This is a genomic window from Brevibacterium sp. H602 (genome assembly GCF_051172395.1).
Taxonomy (GTDB): domain Bacteria; phylum Actinomycetota; class Actinomycetes; order Actinomycetales; family Brevibacteriaceae; genus Brevibacterium.
Genome location: NZ_JBPIZD010000006.1, coordinates 100164 through 123913, shown reverse-complemented (window position 1 = coordinate 123913; position 23750 = coordinate 100164). Strand labels below are relative to the sequence as shown.

Annotated in this window: 21 protein-coding genes and 1 pseudogene; 12 read left to right on the top strand and 10 right to left on the bottom strand. The window is 64.3% G+C overall.

The window, feature by feature from the left end:
- Positions 1-22 precede the first annotated feature (22 nt).
- A complete protein-coding gene (gene kynU, locus ACSBQT_RS06390) occupies positions 23-1426 on the top strand; it encodes a kynureninase (protein WP_410709176.1) in 1404 nt (467 codons plus the stop codon).
- Positions 1427-1501: 75 nt separating this feature from the next.
- Here kynU and ACSBQT_RS06385 read toward each other — a convergent pair whose 3' ends face one another.
- Both ACSBQT_RS06385 and ACSBQT_RS06380 read right to left on the bottom strand, forming a co-directional pair.
- Complete coding sequence (locus ACSBQT_RS06385; RefSeq protein WP_410709177.1) at positions 1502-2254, bottom strand: MOSC domain-containing protein; 753 nt, start codon at positions 2252-2254, stop codon at positions 1502-1504.
- 67 nt (positions 2255-2321) lie between these two features.
- On the bottom strand, positions 2322-3605 hold the full coding sequence (locus ACSBQT_RS06380) for an MFS transporter (protein ID WP_410709179.1): 1284 nt from the start codon (positions 3603-3605) through the stop codon (positions 2322-2324).
- A 94-nt stretch (positions 3606-3699) separates the two neighbouring features.
- Here ACSBQT_RS06380 and ACSBQT_RS06375 point away from each other — a divergent pair, with 94 nt between their 5' ends.
- Both ACSBQT_RS06375 and ACSBQT_RS06370 read left to right on the top strand, forming a co-directional pair.
- Positions 3700-4269: a cysteine hydrolase family protein gene (locus ACSBQT_RS06375; protein WP_410709181.1), complete on the top strand. Its 570-nt coding sequence runs from the start codon at positions 3700-3702 to the stop codon at positions 4267-4269.
- Positions 4270-4312: 43 nt separating this feature from the next.
- Positions 4313-4735: an OsmC family protein gene (locus ACSBQT_RS06370; protein ID WP_101547144.1), complete on the top strand. Its 423-nt coding sequence runs from the start codon at positions 4313-4315 to the stop codon at positions 4733-4735.
- Between the two features lie 64 nt (positions 4736-4799).
- Here ACSBQT_RS06370 and ACSBQT_RS06365 read toward each other — a convergent pair whose 3' ends face one another.
- The 3 genes from ACSBQT_RS06365 to ACSBQT_RS06355 form a co-directional block, all read right to left on the bottom strand.
- Entirely contained in the window at positions 4800-5660 is an 861-nt protein-coding gene (locus tag ACSBQT_RS06365) for a PPK2 family polyphosphate kinase (RefSeq protein ID WP_410709183.1), read from the bottom strand.
- Positions 5661-5705: 45 nt separating this feature from the next.
- A complete protein-coding gene (locus ACSBQT_RS06360; RefSeq protein ID WP_410709184.1) occupies positions 5706-6536 on the bottom strand; it encodes a hypothetical protein in 831 nt (276 codons plus the stop codon).
- A 94-nt stretch (positions 6537-6630) separates the two neighbouring features.
- Positions 6631-7317, bottom strand: a complete 687-nt coding sequence (locus tag ACSBQT_RS06355) for a trimeric intracellular cation channel family protein (protein WP_062860326.1) — start codon at positions 7315-7317, stop codon at positions 6631-6633.
- A gap of 142 nt (positions 7318-7459) precedes the next feature.
- Between ACSBQT_RS06355 and ACSBQT_RS06350 the strand changes: the two genes are divergently transcribed.
- Entirely contained in the window at positions 7460-8332 is an 873-nt protein-coding gene (locus ACSBQT_RS06350) for an alpha/beta hydrolase (RefSeq protein ID WP_410709185.1), read from the top strand.
- A gap of 74 nt (positions 8333-8406) precedes the next feature.
- Here the strand turns inward: ACSBQT_RS06350 and ACSBQT_RS06345 are convergent, their stop codons facing one another.
- Positions 8407-8910 (bottom strand): OsmC family protein, encoded by a 504-nt coding sequence (locus ACSBQT_RS06345; RefSeq protein WP_370034924.1) that lies wholly within the window; start codon positions 8908-8910, stop codon positions 8407-8409.
- Positions 8911-9018: 108 nt separating this feature from the next.
- Between ACSBQT_RS06345 and ACSBQT_RS06340 the strand changes: the two genes are divergently transcribed.
- The 8 genes from ACSBQT_RS06340 (at position 9019) to ACSBQT_RS06305 (ending at position 18887) form a co-directional block, all read left to right on the top strand.
- Positions 9019-10626: a molybdopterin-dependent oxidoreductase gene (locus ACSBQT_RS06340; protein WP_410709186.1), complete on the top strand. Its 1608-nt coding sequence runs from the start codon at positions 9019-9021 to the stop codon at positions 10624-10626.
- A 158-nt stretch (positions 10627-10784) separates the two neighbouring features.
- Positions 10785-11477, top strand: a complete 693-nt coding sequence (locus ACSBQT_RS06335; RefSeq protein ID WP_410709187.1) for a fasciclin domain-containing protein — start codon at positions 10785-10787, stop codon at positions 11475-11477.
- A 130-nt stretch (positions 11478-11607) separates the two neighbouring features.
- Entirely contained in the window at positions 11608-12270 is a 663-nt protein-coding gene (locus tag ACSBQT_RS06330; RefSeq protein ID WP_410709188.1) for a sigma-70 family RNA polymerase sigma factor, read from the top strand.
- Positions 12267-13154 carry an anti-sigma factor domain-containing protein gene (locus ACSBQT_RS06325; RefSeq protein WP_410709190.1) on the top strand — a complete coding sequence of 296 codons (888 nt, stop codon included), beginning with the start codon at positions 12267-12269 and terminating at the stop codon, positions 13152-13154. Before ACSBQT_RS06330 ends, ACSBQT_RS06325 begins: the two co-directional genes overlap by 4 nt.
- A 43-nt stretch (positions 13155-13197) precedes the next feature.
- Positions 13198-13788 (top strand): class I SAM-dependent methyltransferase, encoded by a 591-nt coding sequence (locus ACSBQT_RS06320; RefSeq protein WP_410709191.1) that lies wholly within the window; start codon positions 13198-13200, stop codon positions 13786-13788.
- Positions 13789-13931: 143 nt separating this feature from the next.
- Positions 13932-15365 (top strand): sensor histidine kinase, encoded by a 1434-nt coding sequence (locus ACSBQT_RS06315; protein ID WP_435001138.1) that lies wholly within the window; start codon positions 13932-13934, stop codon positions 15363-15365.
- Positions 15362-16018, top strand: coding sequence for a response regulator (locus ACSBQT_RS06310; protein WP_410709193.1), 657 nt, complete (start codon positions 15362-15364; stop codon positions 16016-16018). Before ACSBQT_RS06315 ends, ACSBQT_RS06310 begins: the two co-directional genes overlap by 4 nt.
- Positions 16019-16208: 190 nt before the next feature.
- Positions 16209-18887 carry a helix-turn-helix transcriptional regulator gene (locus tag ACSBQT_RS06305; RefSeq protein WP_410709194.1) on the top strand — a complete coding sequence of 893 codons (2679 nt, stop codon included), beginning with the start codon at positions 16209-16211 and terminating at the stop codon, positions 18885-18887.
- Here the strand turns inward: ACSBQT_RS06305 and ACSBQT_RS06300 are convergent.
- The 4 genes and pseudogenes from ACSBQT_RS06300 to ACSBQT_RS06285 all read right to left on the bottom strand — a co-directional run.
- Positions 18859-19878, bottom strand: coding sequence for a class C sortase (locus ACSBQT_RS06300; RefSeq protein WP_410709195.1), 1020 nt, complete (start codon positions 19876-19878; stop codon positions 18859-18861). The genes ACSBQT_RS06305 and ACSBQT_RS06300 overlap by 29 nt on opposite strands.
- Positions 19875-21257 (bottom strand): SpaH/EbpB family LPXTG-anchored major pilin, encoded by a 1383-nt coding sequence (locus ACSBQT_RS06295; RefSeq protein WP_410709196.1) that lies wholly within the window; start codon positions 21255-21257, stop codon positions 19875-19877. The genes ACSBQT_RS06300 and ACSBQT_RS06295 overlap by 4 nt, the downstream gene beginning before the upstream one ends.
- A 10-nt stretch (positions 21258-21267) precedes the next feature.
- Entirely contained in the window at positions 21268-22434 is a 1167-nt protein-coding gene (locus ACSBQT_RS06290) for a SpaA isopeptide-forming pilin-related protein (protein ID WP_435001176.1), read from the bottom strand.
- Positions 22435-22851 (bottom strand): annotated as a pseudogene (locus ACSBQT_RS06285) (hypothetical protein); the annotation flags it as partial.
- Positions 22852-23750 lie beyond the last annotated feature (899 nt).

Sequence of the window (23750 nt, the reverse complement as noted above, 5' to 3'; positions counted from 1 at the left end):
TCGGCTGCCGTCGTCTGGCGTCATGAGCAGAACACAATTCGTCATCAGCCGACGCACGGTAGCCTGGAAGGCAGACGAACCCACCGGTTCCCCCACCACGCGGAAGGCGACGATGACGACCTCTGACCGGACAGCCACCTCGGCGAACTCAACTGGCTCCCCGAGTTCAATCACCCGCGCGGACTGCGAACAACGCGATGCGAACGATCCTCTGCGTGATTGCCGCGAGGAGTTCCTGCTCCCGGAAGGCACGATCTATCTCGACGGGAACTCTCTCGGCGCGCGCACAAAGGGAGCCGCAGAACGCGCCCAGGAAGTCATCACCGACGAATGGGGCACCGGCCTCATCGGGTCATGGAACACCGCCGGCTGGTGGGATCTGCCGGCAAAGCTGGGTGAGAAGGTCGCCGGGCTCGTCGGCGGCGGGGCCGGGTCGACCGTCGTCACGGACACGACGTCGATCAATCTGTTCAAGGCCGCCTCGGCGGCGCTGAAGATGCAGGCCGAGGACTCCTCGGACCGGCGGGTCATCCTCACCCAGCGGGAGAACTTTCCCTCCGATATCTACATGCTCGAAGGATTGGCCGAGCAGCTCGGCGACGGATACGAGGTCCGCCTCGTCGACGATGAGGAAGTCACCGCAGGGTTCCCGACCACGATGTCCGACGAGGTGGCCCTCGTCGTCCTCACCCATGTGAACTACCGGACCGGTCGGCTCTTCGATATGGGCACGACCACCTCGGCGATCCATTCCGGCGGAGCCATGGTCATCTGGGACCTGTGCCATTCGGCCGGTGCTCTGCCCATCGATCTGGCCGGAGCCGGGGCGGACATGGCGATCGGCTGCACGTACAAGTTCCTCAACGGCGGACCCGGGTCTCCCGCATTCATCTGGGTCGCCGAGGCGCTGCAGAACCGATTCAGCCAACCTCTGTCGGGGTGGTGGTCGCATGCGCAGCCCTTCGAGATGGCCCCGGACTACCGGCCGGCCGACGGTATCCGCCGCTACCTCACCGGAACGCAGGGAATCCTGTCGATGTCCGTGGCAGAGCTCGGCCTCGACATCCACTCGCGGGTGGACATGGAACAGATCCGGGAGAAGTCCCTGGCCCTGTCGGACCTGTTCATCGACCTCGTCGATGAGCGATTGGCCGATCACCCGGTCGAGGTCGTCACCCCACGTGAACACGCCCATCGCGGATCCCAGGTCTCGATCCGGCATCCGGAGGGGTTTGCGGTGATGAGTGCGCTCATCACGCGCGGAGTCATCGGCGACTACCGTGAGCCGGAGGTGCTGCGGTTCGGGCTGACACCGCTCTACATCGGGTTCACCGAGATGTGGGACACCGTCGAGGCCCTGCGCGACATCCTCGACAACCGGCTCTGGGACACCCCCGCGCACAAGGTCCGCGGCGCCGTCACCTAATTGCTACCCGACGGGGGCGCAGCAACCTGGCGCCAGGTATCTGGGCCGCCGTCACCTGCGTTGGGACGTGGCCGCTCAGGCGTCCGAAGCCGCAGAAGTTTCGATGACATCGGCGTTGACGCCGAAGTACGGTTCACCCGCCTCATTTCGCGGGCGGCTGGCGGCAAGAGTCTTGAGCAGATTGCTGCCCCGCTCCCCGGTGATCGGGTCGAGATCGAGGATGGCACACCGCGCAATCGGATCCCCGATCCGCACACGCAGAGCGCCGACGTCCAGCACGTTCACCGTCACATCCCGGCCTCGCCAGGTTTCTTCGATGAAAGGTTCGTCCGTGCCGAGGACGAGGGTGGCACGGAAGCGGGCGGCCTCATCAAGCAGATCGTGGTGACCGGACTGTTCGGCGAGTTCCCTCATCGACGCGGTCGTGACGATCGACAGGCCAGCTCCGTAGATCACGTCTCCACGATATGCGCGGGCCAGCCGCACCGGCTTTCCCAGCCACTCGGAGGCGAGTGCCGAATGCGGGCCGTCAGTGAGTTCGAGGTCGATCGGTCGCTTCCAGTAATTGCAGGTCAGGCGCTGACCCGAGCCGGCTGGCACCCCGGTGGCAGAGCGCCCGTCGGGCAGGGTGATCGTCAAAATGTCGTCGACGAGTGAGGTGGTCATGCGGATGAGCCGAGGATTCTGCACGGTCTTGAGCACCTGTCGTCGTTCGACATCGACGAAGCAGAACTCACGATCGCCGACCGGTCCGTGAACGTCGACGGCTGCGCTCGGTCGAGCCTCGTGTCGTGTGCCTTTGACGTGGGCGAACCCGAGCGATGGCACTCCGAATTCCCGCGCAGAAGCAGGTGACGGCGGCCCAGATACCTGGCGCCAGGTTGCTGCGCCGCCGTCAGGTAGTAATTGGGGCATGGGGGTTGCGCCTTCCTGTGATGGCGTAGGTGCCGATGGCCACCGCTCCGATGGCCAGGACCGTGCCGCCGATGATGACGGCTCCGGGGATCGTGGCGATCGTGCCGAGCACTCCCACGGTGACTCCGGAGAAGGTCTGCATCCCGGGGCCGAACGTCGCATAGGAGCCGATGACGCGGCCGCGGATCTCCGGCGGCGCTTCGAGTTGGATGATCGCCATCTCGGTCGACTCGGCGGTGATCTTCGAGACTCCGGCGATGACGAGCATGATGACGGCCACCCACAGGTGCGAGGTCAGGGCGAAGAACAGAGAGCTGATGCCCATCGCCGCGGCGGCCAGTGCCGCGGCAGCCGGAACGGCCTTGATCCACCCGGTCGCCTCAAGCCCGAAGCCCCCGAGCACCCCTCCTGCACCCATGGCGAAGAGCAGCACGCCATAGGTGAAGTCACTGTCCCCGCCGACCGGATTGAGGATGTCGCCGAACACCGGCATCGCCGTCTGCAGCACCGCCCCGATCGTCGTCGAGGCGAGCGCGGCCAGCAACAGCATGCCGACGATCGCGCGATTGTGGCGAACGTCGATGAGCACCCGCAGCGACTGGATGAGAGTCGTCCGCGCGGTGCGCACTCCTCCGCTGCGCAGATGCCCGGTGAAGGGGGTGCGAATGAGGAAGATCGTCAGCGGCAGATAGAAGACGATGTTGATGAAGATGCCCCACGTGGCACCGACCCCGAGCAGCAGAGCGGAACCGACGACGGGACCGAAGAGGATGCCGAGGCTGCGGAACGTCGCATTGAGCCGGACAGCGCTCGGCAGCTCCTTCCGATCGACGAAGTCATGGAGCATCATCTGCTCGGCAGGACCCCACAGACATCCGGCAAGGCCATGGATGACGAGCAGCACGCAGGCCTGCCACAGCTGCAGAGAGTCCGTGAGGAAGAGGATCCCCCAACACAGGGACACGACCATGAACATGATCTGTCCGATCTGGATGAGGCGGCGGCAGTCGAAGCGTTCGGCCAGAGACCCGGCATAGACGGACAGGAGCAGGAAGGGCAGCCAGTGGCTGATGAGCTGGAATCCGACGAGCGCCGGGGATTCGAACTTCTGCCACAGCACCCAATAGGTGATGACGTGCTCGATATTGTCGCCCATCATCGCCGTGCCCGATCCGATCAGATAGGGCGCAGTCTTCCAATTGCGAAGCACGCTAAAACGGCGCGGACCGGCGGCACCGCCGTTGTCCTCGGAGAAATCGCTCACTCCCCCATTCTCACACCGGCGGAACGGACCGGCACCGACCTCTTGTCTGCTGGGATCGAGGCGAGGACAATGATCCTTGATCAAGGAGGATCTTATGTCCACAGCTCAACCGCCGACGTCCACCCGCCCGAACTCCGCCCTTGTCGTCATCGACGTCCAAAACGGCGTCATGCAAGCCAGTTGGAACTCCGAATCGGTCATTTCCACGATCTCCCATCTCGTCGACCGTGCCCGGAACACCGGCACTGAGGTGGTCTGGGTCCGGCACAGCTCCGGTGAGCTGCCGATCGATTCCCCGCAATGGCAGATCGTCGACACGCTCTCCCCCGCTGAGGGCGAAGCGATCATCGAGAAGACCCACGGCAATACATTCGAGGGCACGGACTTCGAGGAGGTGCTCGCCGGAAAGAACGTCGGCCACCTCATCGTCACCGGTGCCCAATCTGATGCCTGCGTGCGCTCGACCATCCACGGCGGATTCGCCCGCGGCTACGACGTCACGCTGGTCTCCGACGCCCACACCACCGAGGATCTCACCGAATGGGGTGCTCCCCCACCGGAGCAGGTGGTCTCACACACGAACCTCTATTGGCAGTTCGAATCCGGTCCCGGCCGGCAGGCTCGCGTTCAGGAATCGAGCGAGGTCGACTTCACCAAACCCTGATCGTCCCAGCTCTTGCCACCCCGGAGTCTGCCATCATTAGTCCATGAGTGAAGACATCCGCAGCATCGAACTGACCCGCATCGCCGAAAACCACTACCGCGCCACCGCCCCGAGCGGAGCAAGCATCGAATTCGGCCGCGGCGAAGGCCTCATGACCCCCGTCGAACTGCTGCTGGCCGCCGTTGCCGGCTGCTCGTCGATCGACGTCGACACCGTCACCAGCCGTCACACCGAACCCACGAAGTTCGACGTCTCCGCGACCGCGGACAAGATCGACGAAGACGGAGCCTCTCGTGTGGACAACGTCCACCTCGACTTCGACCTCGCGTTCCCCGACGACGAGGAGGGCCGGAAGGCCGATGCCCGCATCGAACGCCTCGTCGGGCTCTCCCATGACAAGTACTGCACTGTCTCCCGCACCGTCGAACACCCCACGAAGGTCGACTTCAGCATCCGTCGCGACTGACGTCGCGATTCGTCACGGCAGATCCTTCGCCGAGGCGGACCGCCGTTCCGTACGGACGTGATCCTCAGCTTTCGGCGAGCCGCTTCTTCTCGACCTCGACGTCGAAATCGGCTGCCGGCCACTGCGGGTCGATGTCGACCAGGGCATCGAGCAGCAGCCGCTGCACGGCCAGCCGGGCGTACCATTTCCGGTTCGCGGGCACGACGAACCACGGGGTCTCCTCGGTGGAGGTGCGGTCGAAAACGGCCTGATAGGCGTCCATGTAATCCGGCCACAGGAGTCGTTCGTCGACGTCACCCGGGTTGTACTTCCAGTACTTGTCCGGCCGTTCGAGGCGTTCGGCCAGACGCTCTTTCTGCTCGTCCGGAGAGATGTGGAGCATGACCTTGACGATCCGCACTCCCGCCGCGATCAGTTCAGCTTCGAAGTCGTTGATGGCGGTGTAGCGGCGCTCGATCTCGGTCTCGTCGGCGAGTTCACGAACGCGGCCGATGAGCACATCCTCGTAGTGTGAGCGGTCGAAGACTCCGATCATGCCGGGCCCGGGCACGCGCGGTCGGATGCGCCAAAGGAAGTCGTGGGCTAGTTCCTCTTCAGTCGGTTTCTTGAAGGCGGCGAGCTCGACACCCTGCGGATCGACGGCTCCGACGACGTGGCGGACGATTCCGCCTTTGCCCGCCGTGTCCATGGCTTGCAGGACGAGGAGGACGGCGGGACCGCAGTCCTCGTCGTGGTGGGCGGCGAAGAGGCGCTCCTGCAGGTCGTTGAGCTCAGCAGACAGCGCTTCGAGATCTTTCTTCCCGCTCTTCTTGTCCCCGTCGTAGCCGGGGGTGGATTCGGGATCGACCTCGCCGAGGCGGAATCCCTCCCCAGCGCGCAGTAGTGGTGCAGGATCGGTCGTCCAGTTGCTCGTCGGCTCACACATGCGTTCATCTTTCCAGGTGGGAAGGGCCGCGTCTATACCGACAACTCACCGCCGAGGCGGCTGCTGAGGTCCGTCGATACCCGGCAGCGGATTCTCATTCGTCAGTCCGCGCCGACGCCTGTCCGCAAGGTACCCCTGGTAGGCCGCATCGCGTTCGCTCGCAGTCATCTGCGGCTTCGGCTTGTCAATGACATTGCGCAGAGCCGCGAGCGCCGTCAGCACCGCCAGACCGGACAGCGCCACGGCCACCCAGATCATCGTGACAAGCAGGCTCGGCGGGTTCTCAAAGACGTGCACACCGGCGAAGAAGATGAGGAAGGCAAATCCGAGATACGGCAGCAGCAGCCACAGCGCGACTTTGTAGCCGCCGATCATCATCGGCATCATCATGCACGTGCTCCACGCCATGCCGCCGATGAAGAAGAGCAGAACGAGGAAGAAGCTCGCCGGATCGGCATTGAGTTCCGCGGCAACCGTTCCGGGAACGGCCCGCACGCCGAGAAAGAACGGCCAGACCAGCGCCACCAGGGAGACGATCACTGCGGAGGCGACCACGCCGAGGAGAATCAGCGGAATGAGACCCTCACGCCGGAACCCGTCATCCGGTCGTTTGTGCTCCATGAACAGGAACGGGAAGAAGAAGGCGAGGCCTGCGGCACAGATTCCCATCCACATCGCATCCGCTTCGATGATGTCGAAGTTGTTGCTGACCATCAGCCCCGTCGAGGCGAGCCAGATGAAGAAGGTGAAGAACAGTGCCCCGAACAACGAGACCCCGAGGACGCGCACAAAGTCACGCGTCCATGTCGGAACCGGTTTCTCCTCATGCAACGGAAGTGGCCCCGGTGGCGGCGGTCCGGGCGGTGTCTCACTCATGATTTCATCGTCGCACACCCACAGGCGCCCCATACAGGCAGCGATGTGTCAGCCTCGACACCGCTGATTTCGACGAAGCGAGACACCGACGTCCTCAATCCGGTTTCCGGAACACCGACGGCAGCTTCTTCTTCACGCGCTGTCCGGTGTCCCGGTACGACCATTGCCGCATCGGCTGCGGCACCCGCCACTGCAGCTTCCACGCGAGCATGCGGAAGCCGAAAGCGGCGGCCGCGATGATGAGTGAGGCGATGGCACCCAACAGTCCGGTCACCTCGGCGATGATCGTCAGCCCCGAACCGAACAGGGCGGGGATGAGGTAGAGGTCGGTGCCGCGGAAGATCGCCGGATCCTCACTGGCCACGGCATCGCGCATGAGCCCTCCGCCGCACGCGGTCAGCGCACCCATGAGCAGCGCCGCCGGATAGTTCGTCCCGGCCGCGAGCGCGATCGTCGTGCCGGTGACGCTGAAGAGGCCGAGGCCCATCGCGTCGAAGGCGACGATCCAGATCCGTGCGCGGGAGATGTGGGAGCCGATGATGTAGATGAGCAGGGTCGCGATCACCGGTGGGGCGAGGTAGATCGGTTGGCCGATGGCGTTGGGCACCCGGTCGAGGAGCACATCGCGGATCATGCCTCCGCCGATGCCCGTCATCGTGCCCAGCACCAACCCGCCGGTGATGTCGAAATTGCGTCGCGCGGCCAGCAGCACTCCGGAGACTGCGAAGACGAAAGTGCCGGTGAGGTCGAGGGCGAGGAACAGGAACTCCTGCAAGTTCATCTCCACCTCGGCTCCTCTCGTCGCTCCGTGCCCGGCCCGGTGCCGAGCGTCCTACCAGCCACTGTAATCCGCTTCGACATCCAGTGAGCCATTTGTCTGGTGTTCCGTTCCCCATCGCCGAGGCGGCCGCTAGGCTGAGGAGATGACGCAGCCGACGCTCATCCTCGTCCACGGCGCTTTCGCCACTTCCTTCTCTTTCGCCCCGCTGCAGGCCGAACTCGCCTTCCACGGAGTGCGCTCGGCTGCGGTCGACCTGCCGGGTCACGGTTTCGCCGCCACCTTCCCGCTCGGGTATCAGGCGCCTCAGGACCTTGCCCAGTTCACCTCGGAGTCGGGATCGATCAGGGGTGTGACCGTCGACGACAATGTCCGGGCTCTCACCGAGGAGGCCGCCCGCGCCAAGGAGCACGGACCGGTGGTCATCGTCGCTCACAGCCGCGGCGGGGCCACGCTGACAGCCTTGGCGAATGCGCATCCGGAGCTGATCGACCACATGGTCTATGTCTCCGCATGGGCACCGGTGGACCTTCCAGCCGCTGAATACAATGCCGAACCCGAGATGGAGACCGTCGACGCTGCGGCTCTCGCCCGGGCCCTGGCCGGTGACCCCGGGCAGCTGGGTCTGCTGCGCTGCAATTTCCGCCAGGCGGACCCGGAGGTCCTCGACGGGTTGAAAGCACTCTTCTGCGCCGACGTCAGCGATGACGAATTCCGCGTCTTCTTGGGCTCACTCCAGCCGGATGAAAACCTCGACGTGGGAGGTCCCGAACATCGGGCGCAGGCGGGCACGTGGGGGACGATCCCGCGCACGTTCGTCCGCCTCGGCGAGGATCGGAGCCTGCCGGCCGCGATGCAGGATCGCCTCATCTGCGAAGGCGATGCGCTCACCCCGGACAATCCCTACCGGGTGCGCACGCTCGCGTCGTCCCATGTGGGATGGCTGATCCATCCCGCCGAGGCGGCCGTACAGTTGGCGCAGATCGCCGCCGAGGTTGCCGCGGAGTCCGACAGGTAAAGCGCGAGTGCGAACTGACGGGGCCCCGACCGTGACGGTCGGGGCCTCTTCCTCCGCCGAGGCGGGTGGCGAACTCAGCTGAGCTGGAAGTTGTCCGGGTTCTTGTAGGGTTCGATCTCGACGACCGGGGTGCCCTTGCCCATGAGCAGTTTGGAGATGGGGCAGCGAGCGTGGGCACGGGCAGCGTACTTCTCGGCGTCGGTGTCCGAGACCCCTTCGATGGAGATGAAGGCTTTCGGGGCGAAGTAGAAGCCGTTGCCGGAGGGTTCGTTGTGCAGTTCGACCTCGACGCGCACGCGTGAGAGCGCTTCGATCTCATTGACAGCGAGGACGACCTTGAGCGTTTCACCGAGACAGGTCGACCAGGCCATGGCGAGGAACTGTTCCGGGTTGTTGCCTTCTTCGACCCGTGAGGTCGGGGCAGTGGGCAGGGTCTGGCCGTCTTCGACGCGCACCTCACCCGAGGTGCCGCCGAGGTTCTCGACCTTCGCGGTGTAGATCGGCGCACTCGGGCTCTTCGGCTCATCCGCGTCTCCGGTCGGAGCCTGCGGCTGGGCGTATCCGGGTTTCTCAGTCATTGCACCATGCTACGACAGGCACGCAACAAGGTCACTGGCGTTTCAGTGAATGGTCAGTGACAAAACCCGCAGACCCATCCGCCGCCCCGGCGGCTCCGAATCATCACTATGAATCGGAAAACCCGTGCAGCCCACCGTTTCCGCGGCACGTCGGCAGGCGTCGTCGCCGCAGTCATGATGTTCGGTCTCGCCGACCTCATCGCGCGTGCCTTCACCCCGAGTGCGGCACCGCTGCTCACCCTCGGTCAGGCGATCATCCCACTGGCCCCCCCGGCGGCGATCAAACCCGTCATCGCCCTCTTCGGCGACAACGACAAGCTCGTCCTCGTCGTCTCCACCGGGCTCGGGGCGCTCGTTCTCGCCGGGCTCATCGGAGCCCTGGCCGCCTCCCGCCGGCGTCTGGCCACGACGCTGCTGCTCATCGCCGGGCTCGTCCCCCTCATCGTCATCGTCCTGCGCCCCGAGGCGGGCGCCCTCGACATCATTCCCACGCTCATCGGCATCGCGGGGGGTGTCGCGGTCTTCGTCGTGCTGCTGCGCCTCGGTGTACCTGAAACTCCCGCCGAGGCGGCCGACCGTGCCGATGCCGCGCGCCGCATCGCGCCCGGTTCACGGACGTCGGAACCTTCACGAACTTCGGATCCGCTCAGCCGCCGCCGTTTCTTCGGCCTCGCCGGAGCCGTCGGCGCCATCGGAGCCGTCACCATCGCCGCTGGTCAGACCGTTGTCTCGCTGACTCAGGACGCCGGTGCCGCGATCGCCAAACTGGTTCTGCCTACCCCCGCGAAGAAGGCGGCAGCGATCCCGGCGGCCGCGAGCACCGACGTCGACGGCACAGTCCCCTTCGTCACCGAGGCGAAGGACTTCTACCGCATCGACACGGTGCTCTCACCGCCGGTCATCGACCCTGAACAGTGGTCTCTGCGCATCCACGGCATGGTCGAGAACGAGGTCACCCTGACGATGGACGACCTCCTCGACCTGCCTCTGGAAGAACACCACATCACGCTCACCTGCGTATCCAATCCCGTCGGCGGGGATCTCGTCGGCAATGCGACCTGGCTCGGTTATCCCGTGCGCGAACTCCTCGCCCGAGCCCGCCCGAGCTCGCAAGCCGATATGGTCCTCTCCCATTCCTTCGACGGATTCACCGCCTCGACACCGATCGGTGCACTGACCGATGACCGTGCCGCCCTGTTGGCGGTGGGCATGAACGGCGAACCGCTCACCCCGATCCACGGTTTTCCCGCCCGCCTCGTCGTTCCCGGACTCTACGGTTTCGTCTCCGCGACGAAGTGGGTGACCGAACTCGAGGTCACCCGCTTCGATGAGAAGACCGCCTACTGGACCGACCGGGGGTGGGACGAGAAGGCCCCCATCCTCGTCGCTTCCCGCATCGAGGTCCCCAAGCCGTTGGCCAAGGTCGCTGCCGGGGACCTCCGGGTCGGCGGCACCGCTTGGGCGCAGCGCTCAGGGATCGAGCGCGTCGAGGTCAAACTCGACGACGGCGAATGGACGCGGGCGGATCTGGCCGAGGAGGTCACGATCGACACCTGGCGGCAGTGGCGGGCCGAATTCGCCGAGGTGGCCGCGGGCTCCCATACCCTCACCGTGCGCGCCACGGACAAGGACGGCACGGTACAGACGGGGAAACGAAGGGATTCGATTCCGAACTCGGCCACCGGGCACCATCACATCCAATTCCGCGTCGAATGACGGTCCCCGGGGCCGCCTCGGCGAAGGAATTCTTAAGATTTCTTCCCCATCCACCCATCCGAATCCGACACCACACCGAATACCCAGTACACAGCGAGCAATGGAGACCACTTCACAGCTGTGGGATCATCCGCATCACTGTTTTAAGGAGAAGAACAATGAAGACTCTGCTTCGCACACGCACCGCCACCATCCTCTCGGCCGGAGCCATCGGCCTCCTGGCACTGAGCGGCTGCGGCATGGATTCCGGCTCCGGCGGGGAGGAATCCGGCTCGGATTCGGGCAGCTCCGAATCGCAGCCGGCTGACTCGGCCGAATCCGAGATGCCCGACGAATCCGGTGACTCATCCATGGCCGATACCGATCTCGTCGGCAAGGGTTGCTCGGCTTACGCCGAGGCGAACCCCGACGGGGCTGGATCTGTCGAGGGCATGGGTCAGGATCCTGTCGCCACCGCCGCCTCGAACAACCCGATGCTCACGACCCTGACCAAGGCGGTCTCGGGTGAGCTCAATCCCGATGTCGACCTCGTCGACACTCTCAACGGCGACGAATTCACCGTCATCGCCCCGATCGACGATGCGTTCGCCGATGTGCCGAAGGACGACCTCGACGCCCTGGCCAAGGATTCGGATCAGTTGACGAAGGTGCTGACCTACCACGTCATCCCCGGTCAGCTCTCCCCCGATGAGATCGCCGGTGAGCACGAGACCGTCGAAGGCTCGAAGGTGAAGATCTCCGGTGAGGGCGAGGACATGAAGTTCGACGATGCCGGACTGGTCTGCGGCGGGGTCAAGACCGCCAACGCCACGGTCTACATGGTCGACGCTGTGATGATGCCCGGGAAGTGACGACGACACACCGAATGGTGGTAGCCGGGGAACGATCAATGCAGTCGCGATCGGGCCCCGGCCGCCGTCGTCTTCCCCTGCCCCCTGGACTCGGCACGACGCGCAGTCCGAGGGATGACATGATTGGTCAATGAGTTCAGACGATCCGACGGCGTTTCGGCACGGACCCCCGGGGTCCGATCGGCAGGAGAACCACCCACCGGCCGTTGCCGACGCCGGAATCGCCTCGGCGGTAGCGGCCACCGCATCGGATCCCAGCGGTGAGCTGCTGCTGCGGATCGCTGCAGGCGATCGGTCCGCGTTCGACGAACTCTTCACCACCCAATCGCGCATCCTCATGGCCGTGATCCTCCGGATCGTCAAGAGCCGATCACTCGCCGAGGAGGTCCTGCAGGAATGCTTCACCGAGGTGTGGACGCGGTGTTCGGGCTTCGACCCGGCCCGGGGAACGGGCAGGGCATGGCTGGTCACCCTGTGTCGCAGACGGGCCATCGACTGTGTGCGCAGCGTTCAGTCCCAGCAGGACCGTGACTTCGCCGACGGGCTGCGCACCTCCGCCGAGGCGGCTGAGGGAGTCGAGCAGACCGTGATCGATCGGGCGGAGTCGGACCGCACGGTCTCCGCGTTGAAGATCCTCCCCGAGGAACAGAGCACGCCGATCGTCATGGCCTTCTATCAGGGTCTGACCCACGCTCAGATCTCGGAGGATCTCAAGGTGCCGCTGGGTACCATCAAGTCACGGATCAGAGACGGAATGAAGAAGCTGCGAGACGAGTTGGAGGCGAGTCGATGAGCACCGATCGTGATTATCTGGCCGCCGGCCTGGCCTTGGGCGGGCTGAGCGACTCCGAGCTCGCCGAGGCTCAGGCACTTGCCGAGTCCGATGCCGACTTCCGCGCTGAGGTCGCTTCCTATTCCGACGTCATGGCCGAAGCAGCCGAGTCCGATGAACCAGTCGAGGTCAGCTCCTCGACTCGTGAGACGATTCTGTCGATCCCCGAGAACCACGCCCAGGAGCCGGCACAGGAACCGACTCCGGAGACGTCGTCAGCCGCCGAGGCGAAGGCCCCACCGGCCGGTGAGACCTCGGCTCCGCCCATCGCCGCTGATGCCTCCAACGATCCTCAGCCGGCACCGACGTCGCTGAGCGACCATCGAGAGGCACGCAGGCCCGACCCCCGCGCTGAAGGCGCAGGAGATCCACAGCCTCGCCGCATCTCCTGGTTGCCGTGGGTCGCGGCCGCGGCCGCGATCGTTGTCGCCGCCGGTCTCGGCGGGACCCTCTGGCAGCAGCAACAGCGGCAGAACGCCCTGGAAGAGGAGCTGGCCGCGACTCAGCAGCAGTTGGATGATTCTGCCCGTCTCATGGAGGCCAGTGATCTGCGTACGCACACCGAGAAGCTGCCCGAGGGCGGCTCTGTCACTGTTCTCTCTTCCAAGAGCGAGCAGCTCATCCGCCTCAGCCCCAAAGACATCGGACAGCCACCGGCCGGAAAGTCGATGCAGATGTGGGTCATCGGTGCCGACGGCCCGGAAAACGCCGGCCTGATGGCGGATGAGCCGGTGACCATCACCGGCGAAAAGTTCACCGACGGCAGCGTCTTCGGTATCACCGTCGAACCCGAGGGCGGTTCGAAGCAGCCGACCACGGATCCGATCGTCGCCATCGACCTGTAGGGCCGCGAGGAGTAGGCTTCGTCGCACCGGCGAAGGAGCTGACATGTCCGATTTCGAGTGGGATCCGGAGACCTACCTGGCGCTCATGGCCGAGGAGATCCCCGATTACCCGCGCCTGCAGACCGAGGTGGCAGCTGCGGCGGCCACCGGGGCACCGAGGTCAATCCTCGATCTGGGCGTCGGCAGCGGACTGACAGCACAGCGCGTCCTCGAGGCACTCCCGGAGGCCGAGCTGCTCGGCATCGACGCGAGTTCCGAGATGCTCTCCGCTGCCGAGTCGACCCTTGACCCGGAACGCACCCGGTTGCAGCTGGGCCGCCTCGAAGAATCATTGCCGAAGGGGCCGTTCGACCTGGTCATGTCCACGCTCTCCGTCCATCATCTCGACGGCCCCGGCAAGGCCGACCTCTTCGCCCGCATCGCGGCGGTGCTCGATTCCGGCGGGAGGTTCGTCCTCGGTGACCTCATCGTGCCCGCCGATCCGGCGGACGTCGTCACACCGATCGATTGGGTCGACGACACGCCCAGCTCCCTCGAGGAGCAGCTGACCTGGTTCGCCGAGGCGGAGCTGACCACCCGCGTGCACTGGCAGCACCGGGACCTGGCCGTCGTCGTCGCTGAAAAGCGGGACTGAGAACGTCGGTTCATCTGTTCCACCACCCGTGGGAGTAACGCGTCGCGAAATCCCCACTGCGGCGGATACCGGCAGCACACGGCACTGTCTAAGCTGGAAGGATGACGGAGGAACAGGCGGGAAACCCTCGAACGGCAAGCTCAATGGCAGGTTCGTCGGCCGAGAACCGCAACCCAACGCGGGCCGATCTCTGGATCGTCGCGGCGCTCGCGGCGGGATCGATGATCTTCTCATGCCTCTACTACGCCACCGGGCAATGGCCGTTCAAGGCTCCCCTGTGGGCGGCGTGTTTGGCATCGGCGGCAGTAGCGGTACCTCTGATCTACCGTCGTCGATTCCCCAGCCAGGTCGCATGGATCCAAGCAGCCATCTACGTCGCAGCGCAGGTCCTCAGTGCTTTGGAACCGGCCGTTTCCCAAATCGCACTGTTTATGGGCCTCTATTCGATCGGCGCATGGCAGGCCGATCGCCGCAAGGCCTTCATTTCGCGACTGCTGCTGTGCATTTCGATTTTTGTGTATGCCGTGCTGTCGATGTCCTTCCAGTTCCAGGCGGTCGAGAACATGTCAGTACTCCAGATCGCCGCTGCTGTCGGGGTGAACCTTCTGACGAACGTCGCCTATTTCGGAGGAGGATGGATCTTCGGCAATCGCGCGTGGAGACAACGACGTCTCATGGCTGACCTTCGCGCGGCCAACGCGGAGGTGCGTGAGCAGGAGCAGCAACTGACCCGGCAGGCTCTCGACCTCGAACGCGTACGCATCGCAAGGGAACTCCACGATGGAGTCGCCCACCATATCGCCGGGGTCGGAATCCACGCCGCTGCCGCACGTCGCAGCCTTGAGAAGAACCCCGCCAAAGCCAAGGAATCGCTCCAGGTCATCGAATCCTCGACCCGCGAGACCGTCGACGAACTCCGCGCCCTCGTCTACACACTGCGTGATACGGACTCGGCGACCGACGACACGGCGGCCACGGACAACGCGACCGCTCCGGGAGGCCAGGCGGCGGACCTTCCCGCCGACAATGGGACGGCGGCATCAACGAAGGGCAACCCCAGCCTCGGCGATCTCCCGGAACTCATCGAATCGGCCCGACGATTCGACCAAACGGTCGAGTACGCGACGATCGGGGAGCCTCGCCCACTCACTCCGATCACCGAGATGTCGATCTATCGCGTCATTCAGGAATCCCTGACCAACTGTTCTCGCTACGCGGGCGCCGGTGCCGAGGTGGACGTACGGCTGCGCTACGGTCGCACCGACCTCGAGGTCGAGGTCAGTGATTCTCGCCCGACAGGCGGTGCGGCCACGTCTGTTTCCGCTGGTGCCCGGCCCCAAGCCGAGGGACGAACTCAGAGCGAAGGACTGGGATTGGGCATCGTCGGTATGCGGGAGAGGATGAGCGCCCTCGGCGGCAGCCTCGAAGCCGGCCCGAAGTCACGCGGCGGTTGGCTCGTCCGTGCTCGCATCCCTTACCCGCGCAGCACTGTCTGCCCGGACGACACGGCTTCTTCTGACGATCCAGCTCCGGAGACCCACAACCGCCCCGACAATTCAGCGAAGGCATCCACATGATCCGAGTCCTCCTCGTCGACGACCAATCGATGGTCCGCACTGGCTTCCGTACAATCCTCGAATCCGAAGACGGCATCAAGGTCGTCGGTGAGGCCGAGAACGGGCAGATCGCCATCGACAGGGCACTCGAATTATCTCCCGATGTCATCTGCATGGACGTGCAGATGCCTGTCATGGATGGGCTCGAGGCGACAGAGGAGATCGTTCGCCGCGGTGCTGCCGGAGCCGTCCTCATGCTCACGACCTTCGACCGCGACGACTTTCTGTTTCGGGCTCTGGCCGCTGGTGCCAGCGGGTTCCTTCTCAAAACCGCCGAGGCCGAGCAGCTCATCGACGCAGTGACCGCCTTGGCCGCCGGAGACGGCCTGCTCTCCCCCGAGGTCACGCGCCGGGTCATCGAAAGGTCAGTGTCGACCCCGGAACCGGCGGCACCCAGCGCCCCGGAACTCGAGCACCTCACCGACCGCGAGCTCGAGGTGCTGAGGCTGGTGGCAACGGGGGCCAGCAATTCCGAGATCGCCGGAAATCTCTTCGTCGGTGAGGCGACCGTGAAGACCCACGTGTCGAACCTGCTGTCGAAGCTCGGCATCCGCGATCGCATCCACGCCGTGATCTGGGCCTACGAGCATGGAATCGCGAAGGTCGGGGGCTGAGACCGTAATCCCGGCGTCCCAACAGGCAAGACCATGACAACAACGGGAGTATTATATGGGTCATCGGACAGCCATCCGGTCGTCCGTCACTCCCCCACCTGACCCCACCACTGCGTTCACGGTCGAACCGACGCATCACAGCTAGTCCCCCTTGGCTGTGTCACTGCGACGACCGGAAAGGTAGCATCCGATGCACAGCTCGGACGATTTCGTCCCCGTCGACCCCGCCTACGACCGTCTTGTGCATTTGGCGCCGACGCGCAGCCGAGAATCGAATCAGATCCTCGATCTGCTCCGCTCCGGCCGCTCTGTCATCGTGGTTTGTCTGACCGGCGACGGCGCCCTGGATTTCGGACGATCGCTGGCCGTTGCTCTTGGTCGTACCGATGAGTCCCTGCTGCGGATCAGTGCCCACACCACCGCCGAGGAGGTCGCGGAGTTCGTCGACGCCAGCAGGCTCAGCGGTGGACCGAGGATCATGAGCGGGGCCCACCTGCTCACGGACGACACCGCGTCCGTGATCGACCAGGCTATACACGTCTCTCGAGTACCGGTGGCCTACCTCGTCGATGGTGATCTTCTGCGCACGGTCCATCAGGGCGGCAACAGTGTGCTCAAGCAGATCGCCATGAGCTGGAGCGCCGGTGAAGTCGATCGCATCGATCTGGCGCCGCTCACAGGCAGCGAATCCATGGCACTCGTGGCGGGACTGTCTGCGACGACTCCACTCGATGACCTGCAGCTGCGCACTTTGGCGGCGCTGTGCGGGGGCAGGCCATTGGTCGCGGCCGATCTCGTCGCCTGGGCGGAAGAGGACCCAGATCGAGTTCCCCGCCACTACCCGCACGCCAGCTTCGATACGCCGTTCTTCGGCACCAGGGTGCTGTCGCGACTTGCTCCGCTGTATCCGCGGATGCCTGATTCCACACTCATCGCCGCTCGCCGCCTCGGCGATCTCAGCCCCATGCCCACCCGAACGGCGAAACAGCTCTTCGGGGATTCGGCCGTCTCTCGTCTGATCGACCTGCGTCTGGCCCGAGAGTTCGAGGTCAGCGGTCAGCCGTCCGTGGCGGTCCCGCCCCTGCACATCGATGCCATGGCCAACCAACTCATCGGAGAGGCCGATTCCACGGACGAGGAGAAATTCAACCGTCGGCTCGCGATCCTGTGGAAAGCCGGCTATCCGGTCGGTGAAGCCGCGGAGATCGGTCTGGCTCGTGATGTCATCAGTGCGGGCCGCGAGATCGACCGCTCCGATGCGGTGCTCCTGCTCAAAGCGGCACGCACCCTCAACCGCCTCGGCGATCCCTTGGAGGCGACGATCATGCTCCACCTGGTTGAGGATGTGGCCAGGAACGATGCACCGTGGTTGCTCGAATGGGAGTTGCAGACGATCACGGCCCGACTCTTGAGCGGCGATCGGGTCGGAGCGATCGCCCTCATCAGAACCGGTGTCGAGCACGGACCTCTGGGCTGCGAGCGCGAATCGGTTCTGTTCGAGCTGCTCTTCACGGCCGCTGCGGCGCTTGCGGGTGAACCCGAACTTCCCCAGTGGTGGACCGACCACCTGCGAGACGAAGTCGATCCGGTCATTCCGGGTATCGCGAACCTCGTCACCTCGTTCGCCGGGAGCGGGATGACCCGCCTCGAGGACGCTCGCGCGGTCGCCGATTCGCAGTCAGCGCCACATGCTCTGCGCTTCGCCGCATATGCGGCTCTGTGCCAGTATCACCTCAAGACGGACAACGCAGAGGCACTCATCGCAGCCGCCAAGGAAGGCTACGAATACTACGTCGGACTCACCGGGGCCAACCCCAGGTCACTGTCGGGTTTCACGTACACCATGGCCTGGTATTTCATGGTCGGAGCGACGGTGAACTGTCTGCTGGCCGGGATCGAACCGCAGCGATCGGAACTCATCACCCGCAAACTGTTGGAAGCCGCGAGCGGGGCCTCCACCCACTGCGGCTGGCAGCTGAATGCAACGGCCTCCTGGTGCATCGGCATCCAGCGCCTGCTCGACGGAGAGACCGATCTGGCCGCACGGGACTATGAGGCCGTCGCAGCCACTGTCACCCCGGCACTGCTGGCGGTGGGATGGGGATTGCGCGACACCCTTGGACGGTGGCAGCGCAGCAACGCCCCGTACTATCGCCCGACGTCGGGCGATGTCTCGCTTCCCGCGCAGGGCTATCGCTTCCACGACGGCTTGGCTGCCTTCCTACTGGGACCCGGGGCGACGAATCCGGGACCGATGCCTGCATGGATGCATACCGTGTTCGCTCATGCGCGGTTCCTCGACGGCACCATCACCGCCGCCGAGGCGCTGGCGAGCCTTCCCGACGAATCCGCCGACCTGAATCTGCCCGGACCGCGCGCCGCACGCCGGCACCTCGATGCATCGGCCGATGAGGACGCCGAGGCGCTCCTGACCGCCGGTCTGGAACTGCGGTCCGTCGGCTACCGGGGTGCCGCCCGCCACGCCTTCGCCGAGGCCAGGGCACTGTTCCTCAGTCAGCGGCTCAGTTCCCGTGCACGCGTGGCCGGTGAGGCGCTCGATGCGCTGCGGCAGAGAGCGGTCACGCCTCCGGAAGATCCGCAGCCGCGCGAGGACACCGCGATCTCCGATGCCGCGGCTCCGTCCGTCACTTTGACCGACCGAGAGCTCGAGGTGTGCCGGCTCGTCGCTGAGGGGCTGACGAATGTGCAGATCAGTCAGCGCCTCGTCCTGTCGGTGCGCACGGTCGAATCGCATGTGCTGCAGGCTCGAGCGAAGCTCGGTGCCGAACGGCGCCGCGATATCCCGAAGCAGATGCTCAAGCTCCGCGACACCGGCCGAATCAATGCCGTGAGCCGCGCGAAGGCTTAACCCTCTTCGTACGGGACTGAGCGTCCGCCTCGGCGGGGGTATCGGTCTTCGGTTTCTCGCCCTTCGGGCGGACCGGGCGGCCCGACCACCAGACGTAGAAACCCGCGGCCAGGAAGCCGGCAGCCATAATGACGATCCACCGGGGGAAGCCGGGCAGGTCGGATTCGGCGAGTCCTGATTCCTGGTCGGCCGCAGGCGTCGGATAGACACGTTCGGCGGTGACGAGGATCCGCTGGGAGTTGATGCCCAGCGGCGTGCACGTCACGAGAGTGACGAGGTCACGATCGGAGATCGTGCCCAGTGATTCGGTCTCGTCAGGGTCGACGACCTGAGTACGCACGACCTGGTAGCTGAGCACCTGGCCGAAGGTCGTGAGTGTGAAGCGATCGCCCTTGCCCACCTTGTCGAGGTTCGTGAACATCGTCGCATCGGCGAGTCCTCGGTGTCCGGTGATGACCGAATGGGTGCCGTCCCCTCCGACGGGCAGACTGGTCCCTTCGAGATGGCCGAGACCTTTGAGCAGGGTCGCGTCGTCGGTGCCGTGGTAGACGGGCAGGTCCACATCGATGGAGGGGATCCGCAGACGGGTCATCACACCGGGTCCACCGTCGTCGAGCACATCCTCGTACGCCGGAGCACCGGCTGCCGAGGTGCCTTTCCCCGAAGGCAGACGGTGGTTCGACTCCAGCTGCGCACCGGACTCGAGGGCCTGGTTGTACTTGTGGGCGAGCGCGATCTGACGTGCGTTCTCGGCCTTGTCGCCTTCGGTCACCCCCGCTGAGTTGTCGATGATCTTCGACTGGTCGAGCTGAGAGAACCACGCCGCCGCACTCGGGTACGTCCAGATGCCCAAACCGGTCAGGGCGATGAGCGCGATGACGAGGGAGAGGATGGGCACGCGCCAGCGGCGCCCGTCGGTGGACGGACGCCGCGTGGACGTGCCCGGCACGGCAGTCTTGGTGGAATGCCTGCCCTCAGGTGAGTGGGTCACACCTGGTTCTTACGGCGGTTGGCTGCGACGATGCCTGCACCGCCGGCGATGAGCATGAGGCCGATTCCGGCGATCATCGCGAGCAGCTTGCCGTCAGCACCGGTCAGCGGCAGCTCGGGGTGGCCCTGCTGAGTGTTGGCGAACTCGTACTTGACAGCCGCAGTGGTGGCGCCGGCCTTCACGGTCGCCTCGTTGAGTGAGTCGTCGAGGATGTAGCCGGTCGGAGCCTTCGTCTCCTTGACCCAGTACTTCTTCTCAGTGACGTCGTTGTTGCCGACCCACAGGGTGATCGAAACGGTGCCGTCAGCTGCAGTCTTGACCGAGGCGACCTTGTTCTGGCCGTCCTTGTCGGAGAAGATGTCGAACTCGGCTCCGGCGAGGGTGTGTGCCTTGTCGCCGGCGACATGCTTGATGATCTGCAGCGAGCCCCAGTTCGTGCTCACGGCCGGGGTCTCGACGGTCGAATCGTTGGTGTTGACGAGCGCGGTGTTCTCGATGGAGCCGTCACCCTGAGAGGTGACCTTCGTGGTGATCGTGGCGACGACCTTCTGCCCGGACGTGAGCTTGCCGAGGCCGACCTTGGTGAAGTTGATAGTGATCTTCTGACCACTTTCATCGATCGTGTAGTCGGTGCCTGCGGTGAAACCGGCGACCTTGGCCGAGACATATTCCAGGCGCGAGTCGACCTGGTCGACGATCGAGAACTTCTTGAATCCGTTGTTCGCTTCGGGAATCGGTGCGGTGATCTTCCAGTCAACGGTCGAACCGATGACGGGTGCCGAGGGGTTCGAGACCTCTTTCGTTGGCTGCGTCTTGTTCACCGAGTTCTTCGGGTAGACGTTGACGTCATAGAGCCATTTGCCGCTCGACTGCGACAGCGGCAGCGTGACGAGAAACGGATCCGTGGTCGAGGTCGCGTTCGTCGGAGCCTTGGTCTCTTCCACGAGGTAGAGGCCGAGGGGCAGACCTTCGAAGGTCGCGAGTCCGCCGTTTGCGGTGGTCTTCGCGACGCCGTTGCCCAGCGAGAATCCACCGGCCTTGACCTCGGAGGCCTTGAGCCCGCTGATGAGGTCCCAGCCTTCAGGGGTCTTCAGGTCGATGGCCTGGCCACCCTTGGCCGTGACCTGCTTGACCGTGAACTCGGCGCCGTCGAGCGGGGTGCCGAGGTTCGAGGTGTCGGTCTTCACCGAGCCGTCACCACCGTCGGTACCGTAGGCACCGTCGTACTTGTGGACGATGATCGAGCCGGAGCGTCCGGTGTCGATGTTGCCCACATTGCTATCGGCCTGCGCCGTGCCGGCCATGCCGAGCACGCTCAGCGAGGCGATCGCGGCCACCGCGGTCAGACGCCGCAGAAGACCCAGTTTCCTGTTTTTCATTGTTTCCCTTTCAGTGCTTCCGGTTCCTGCGGCGCAGGCCCTTGAGAAGTGCGATGGCACCGGCGGCTGCGAGCAGAGCTGCTCCACCGATGAGGTAGATCTGGCTTCCGGTTCCGCCCGTGAGCGGCAGCGCCACCTGGGGCTTCTGCTCGTTGGTGTACGACCCGAGCGACTTGTCGAGCTCGGATCCGGAGACCGTGAACGTGTGTGGTGTGTCGTCGAGGATGTATCCGGCCGGGGCCTTCTTCTCCGTCAGCTTGTAGTCGCCCCATTTGAGGCCGGTGACCGAGAATTTCCCTGCTGCTGGGTCTTTGTCCTGTCCGGTGCATTCGCTCGCCGAGGCGGCTGCGCAGTCCTCGATTGTGAGTTCGGCTCCGTCGGGTCCGGTGAGAGTCCACACCGATCCCTTGAGGTCGTTGCCTGATTCGTTGGTCTTGCCCCAGGTCACGGCGCCGGTCTTTGCGGTGTTCGTGATGGTGCAGGTGACGTCGTCGCCGGACTTCAGGGTCACGGAGCTCTTGTCAGAGGTGACGACTCCGGAACCAGAGGTCGGTTTGCACACCCAGTCGGAGGCTTCGTAGCCCTTCGGGGTTCCGGTTTCGGAGAGGGCGTACTTGCCCGCCTTGACCTTGGCCTTCGTGACTTCGGACGATCCGGTTTTGCCTTCGATCGTCTTATTGCCCGCGGCTACGTCACCGGCGGCCTTGAGCGTCCAGTCGGTGTCCTTGGCAGTGCCGGCGGCGGCCTTGTTGTCGACCTTCTTCACCAGGGTCAGTGCGGTGTCGCTGACCTTGTTGACGTAGGTGCAGTCGACGGTGTCGCCCGGTTTGATTCCGGTGAGGTCGGTGCTCTTGTCGCTGGTGAGCTTCTTCGTGTCCTTCGACCCGTCGATATGGGTGATGCTGCACGAGCCCTCTTTGAACTCGAATCCGTCCTGCTGCGTTTCGGAGATCGCGACTGTGGCCCGACCAGTGGTCTTCGAGAACTTCAATCCCCACTTCGCGTCGCCGTTGGAATCAGTCTTCTTCGTGGCGGCCGTGGGATTTGCGGTCACCGAGTCGGTCGTGGCTGTCGCTTTCGCGCCAACTGTCCAGTCCTTGCCCGGCTTCTTGTTCTCACCGTTCTCGTCGACGACGTCCTTGTGGATCGAGACATTTGCGGTCAGAGGCGAGTTCATGATGGTACAGACGACCTCTTTGCCTTTGGCGTTCGTGGGAATGGTGACCGTTCCCGAGCTTGCACTCGCCTTCGCGAAAGTCGCAGAGCCCTTGACCGCACACGAATAGCTGCTTTCGTAGTCATGCAGGTCCGTCGCACCCGTTCCAGATTCTGACAGCGTCAGCTCCTCACCGACCCCGGTCGGCAATGGTCCGACAATCTCTTCTTGAAGACCAAGCTTGGTGCCCTCTGTCACTGCCTTGCCAAGCTCCGCACCCTCCTGTTCAAGCCGAAGCTCGAACTGATCGTCAGCTTTTGCCCGTGCTCCCACGACATCCTTTTGAAGGGTGATCGTCGTCGGCGCAGAACAAGATGCGAGGTCAGTGCTGCCCCAACTGCCACTGGCGAACGTTCCTTCACTGTTCCACCCCGGCATGGCATATTTGACGATGTCCGTCTGAGTACCGAGATAGGCCTTTCCATCCGCGTCAAACGCCACTCCGTTAACGTTTGAGTTCGTGCGCTTTCGCGTCGACATTGCTGAGGGAATTTTTCCCCCTGCGGCTCCTGCGAGATTGGCTTGCGTCACCGAGAACACGGTCGTGTAATCGGTGGTCCCTCGGACAACGAGAAGATTGCCGCTCGAGTCAAATGCCATGTCTCCATTAGCAGAATCCTGCGAATAGGCATTCGTATCGATCCATCCGACATAGTTCACTGAAGAAGAGGACTCGTTGAAACGGAATATCTTGAACTGGGTACGGGTACTTGTAAAGCCTCCGAAATAGTAAGTTCCGCTCTTCAGATCAACCGCTCCTGCGACCAAATTGGTTCCAGTGTCCCCGATTGATGCGTTCGTGGAAGACCACGCGCCAGTGCCAACATTGAGCACATACACTCTTGCGCCAATGTTGTAACCGCTGCTAGAGGTACGTTCGACTGCGAACACCGAATTGCCATCTACACCGACTCCAATGCCGAGGCCGTTGAAGTTGTTGACGCCGGAGGCCGGGGAGCCAACTGGAGACGAAGAACCGCTGACGATCTTCCGTAGCTGTCCCGTCCGAGACACCGAATAGACGACGCCCGGCTCACAGCTGAGATTGTGGGATGCTGCCTGGGCCTTCGCCGTCGGAGTGGACTGCTGAGCACCAAGTGGAGCCGCCTGGACCGGAGCAGTCGGCAGCACGATGGCACCGCCGGCGGCAACCATGAGCACAGCAGTGAGTGCAGCCCACCAGTCGCGCACGCGCAGACCTAACCGGGTCATACATTCCTCATTTCGAAGTCGAGCAAGGTGTTTCAGCTCGCTTCGGGTCCCTGAGCGCGCACGAC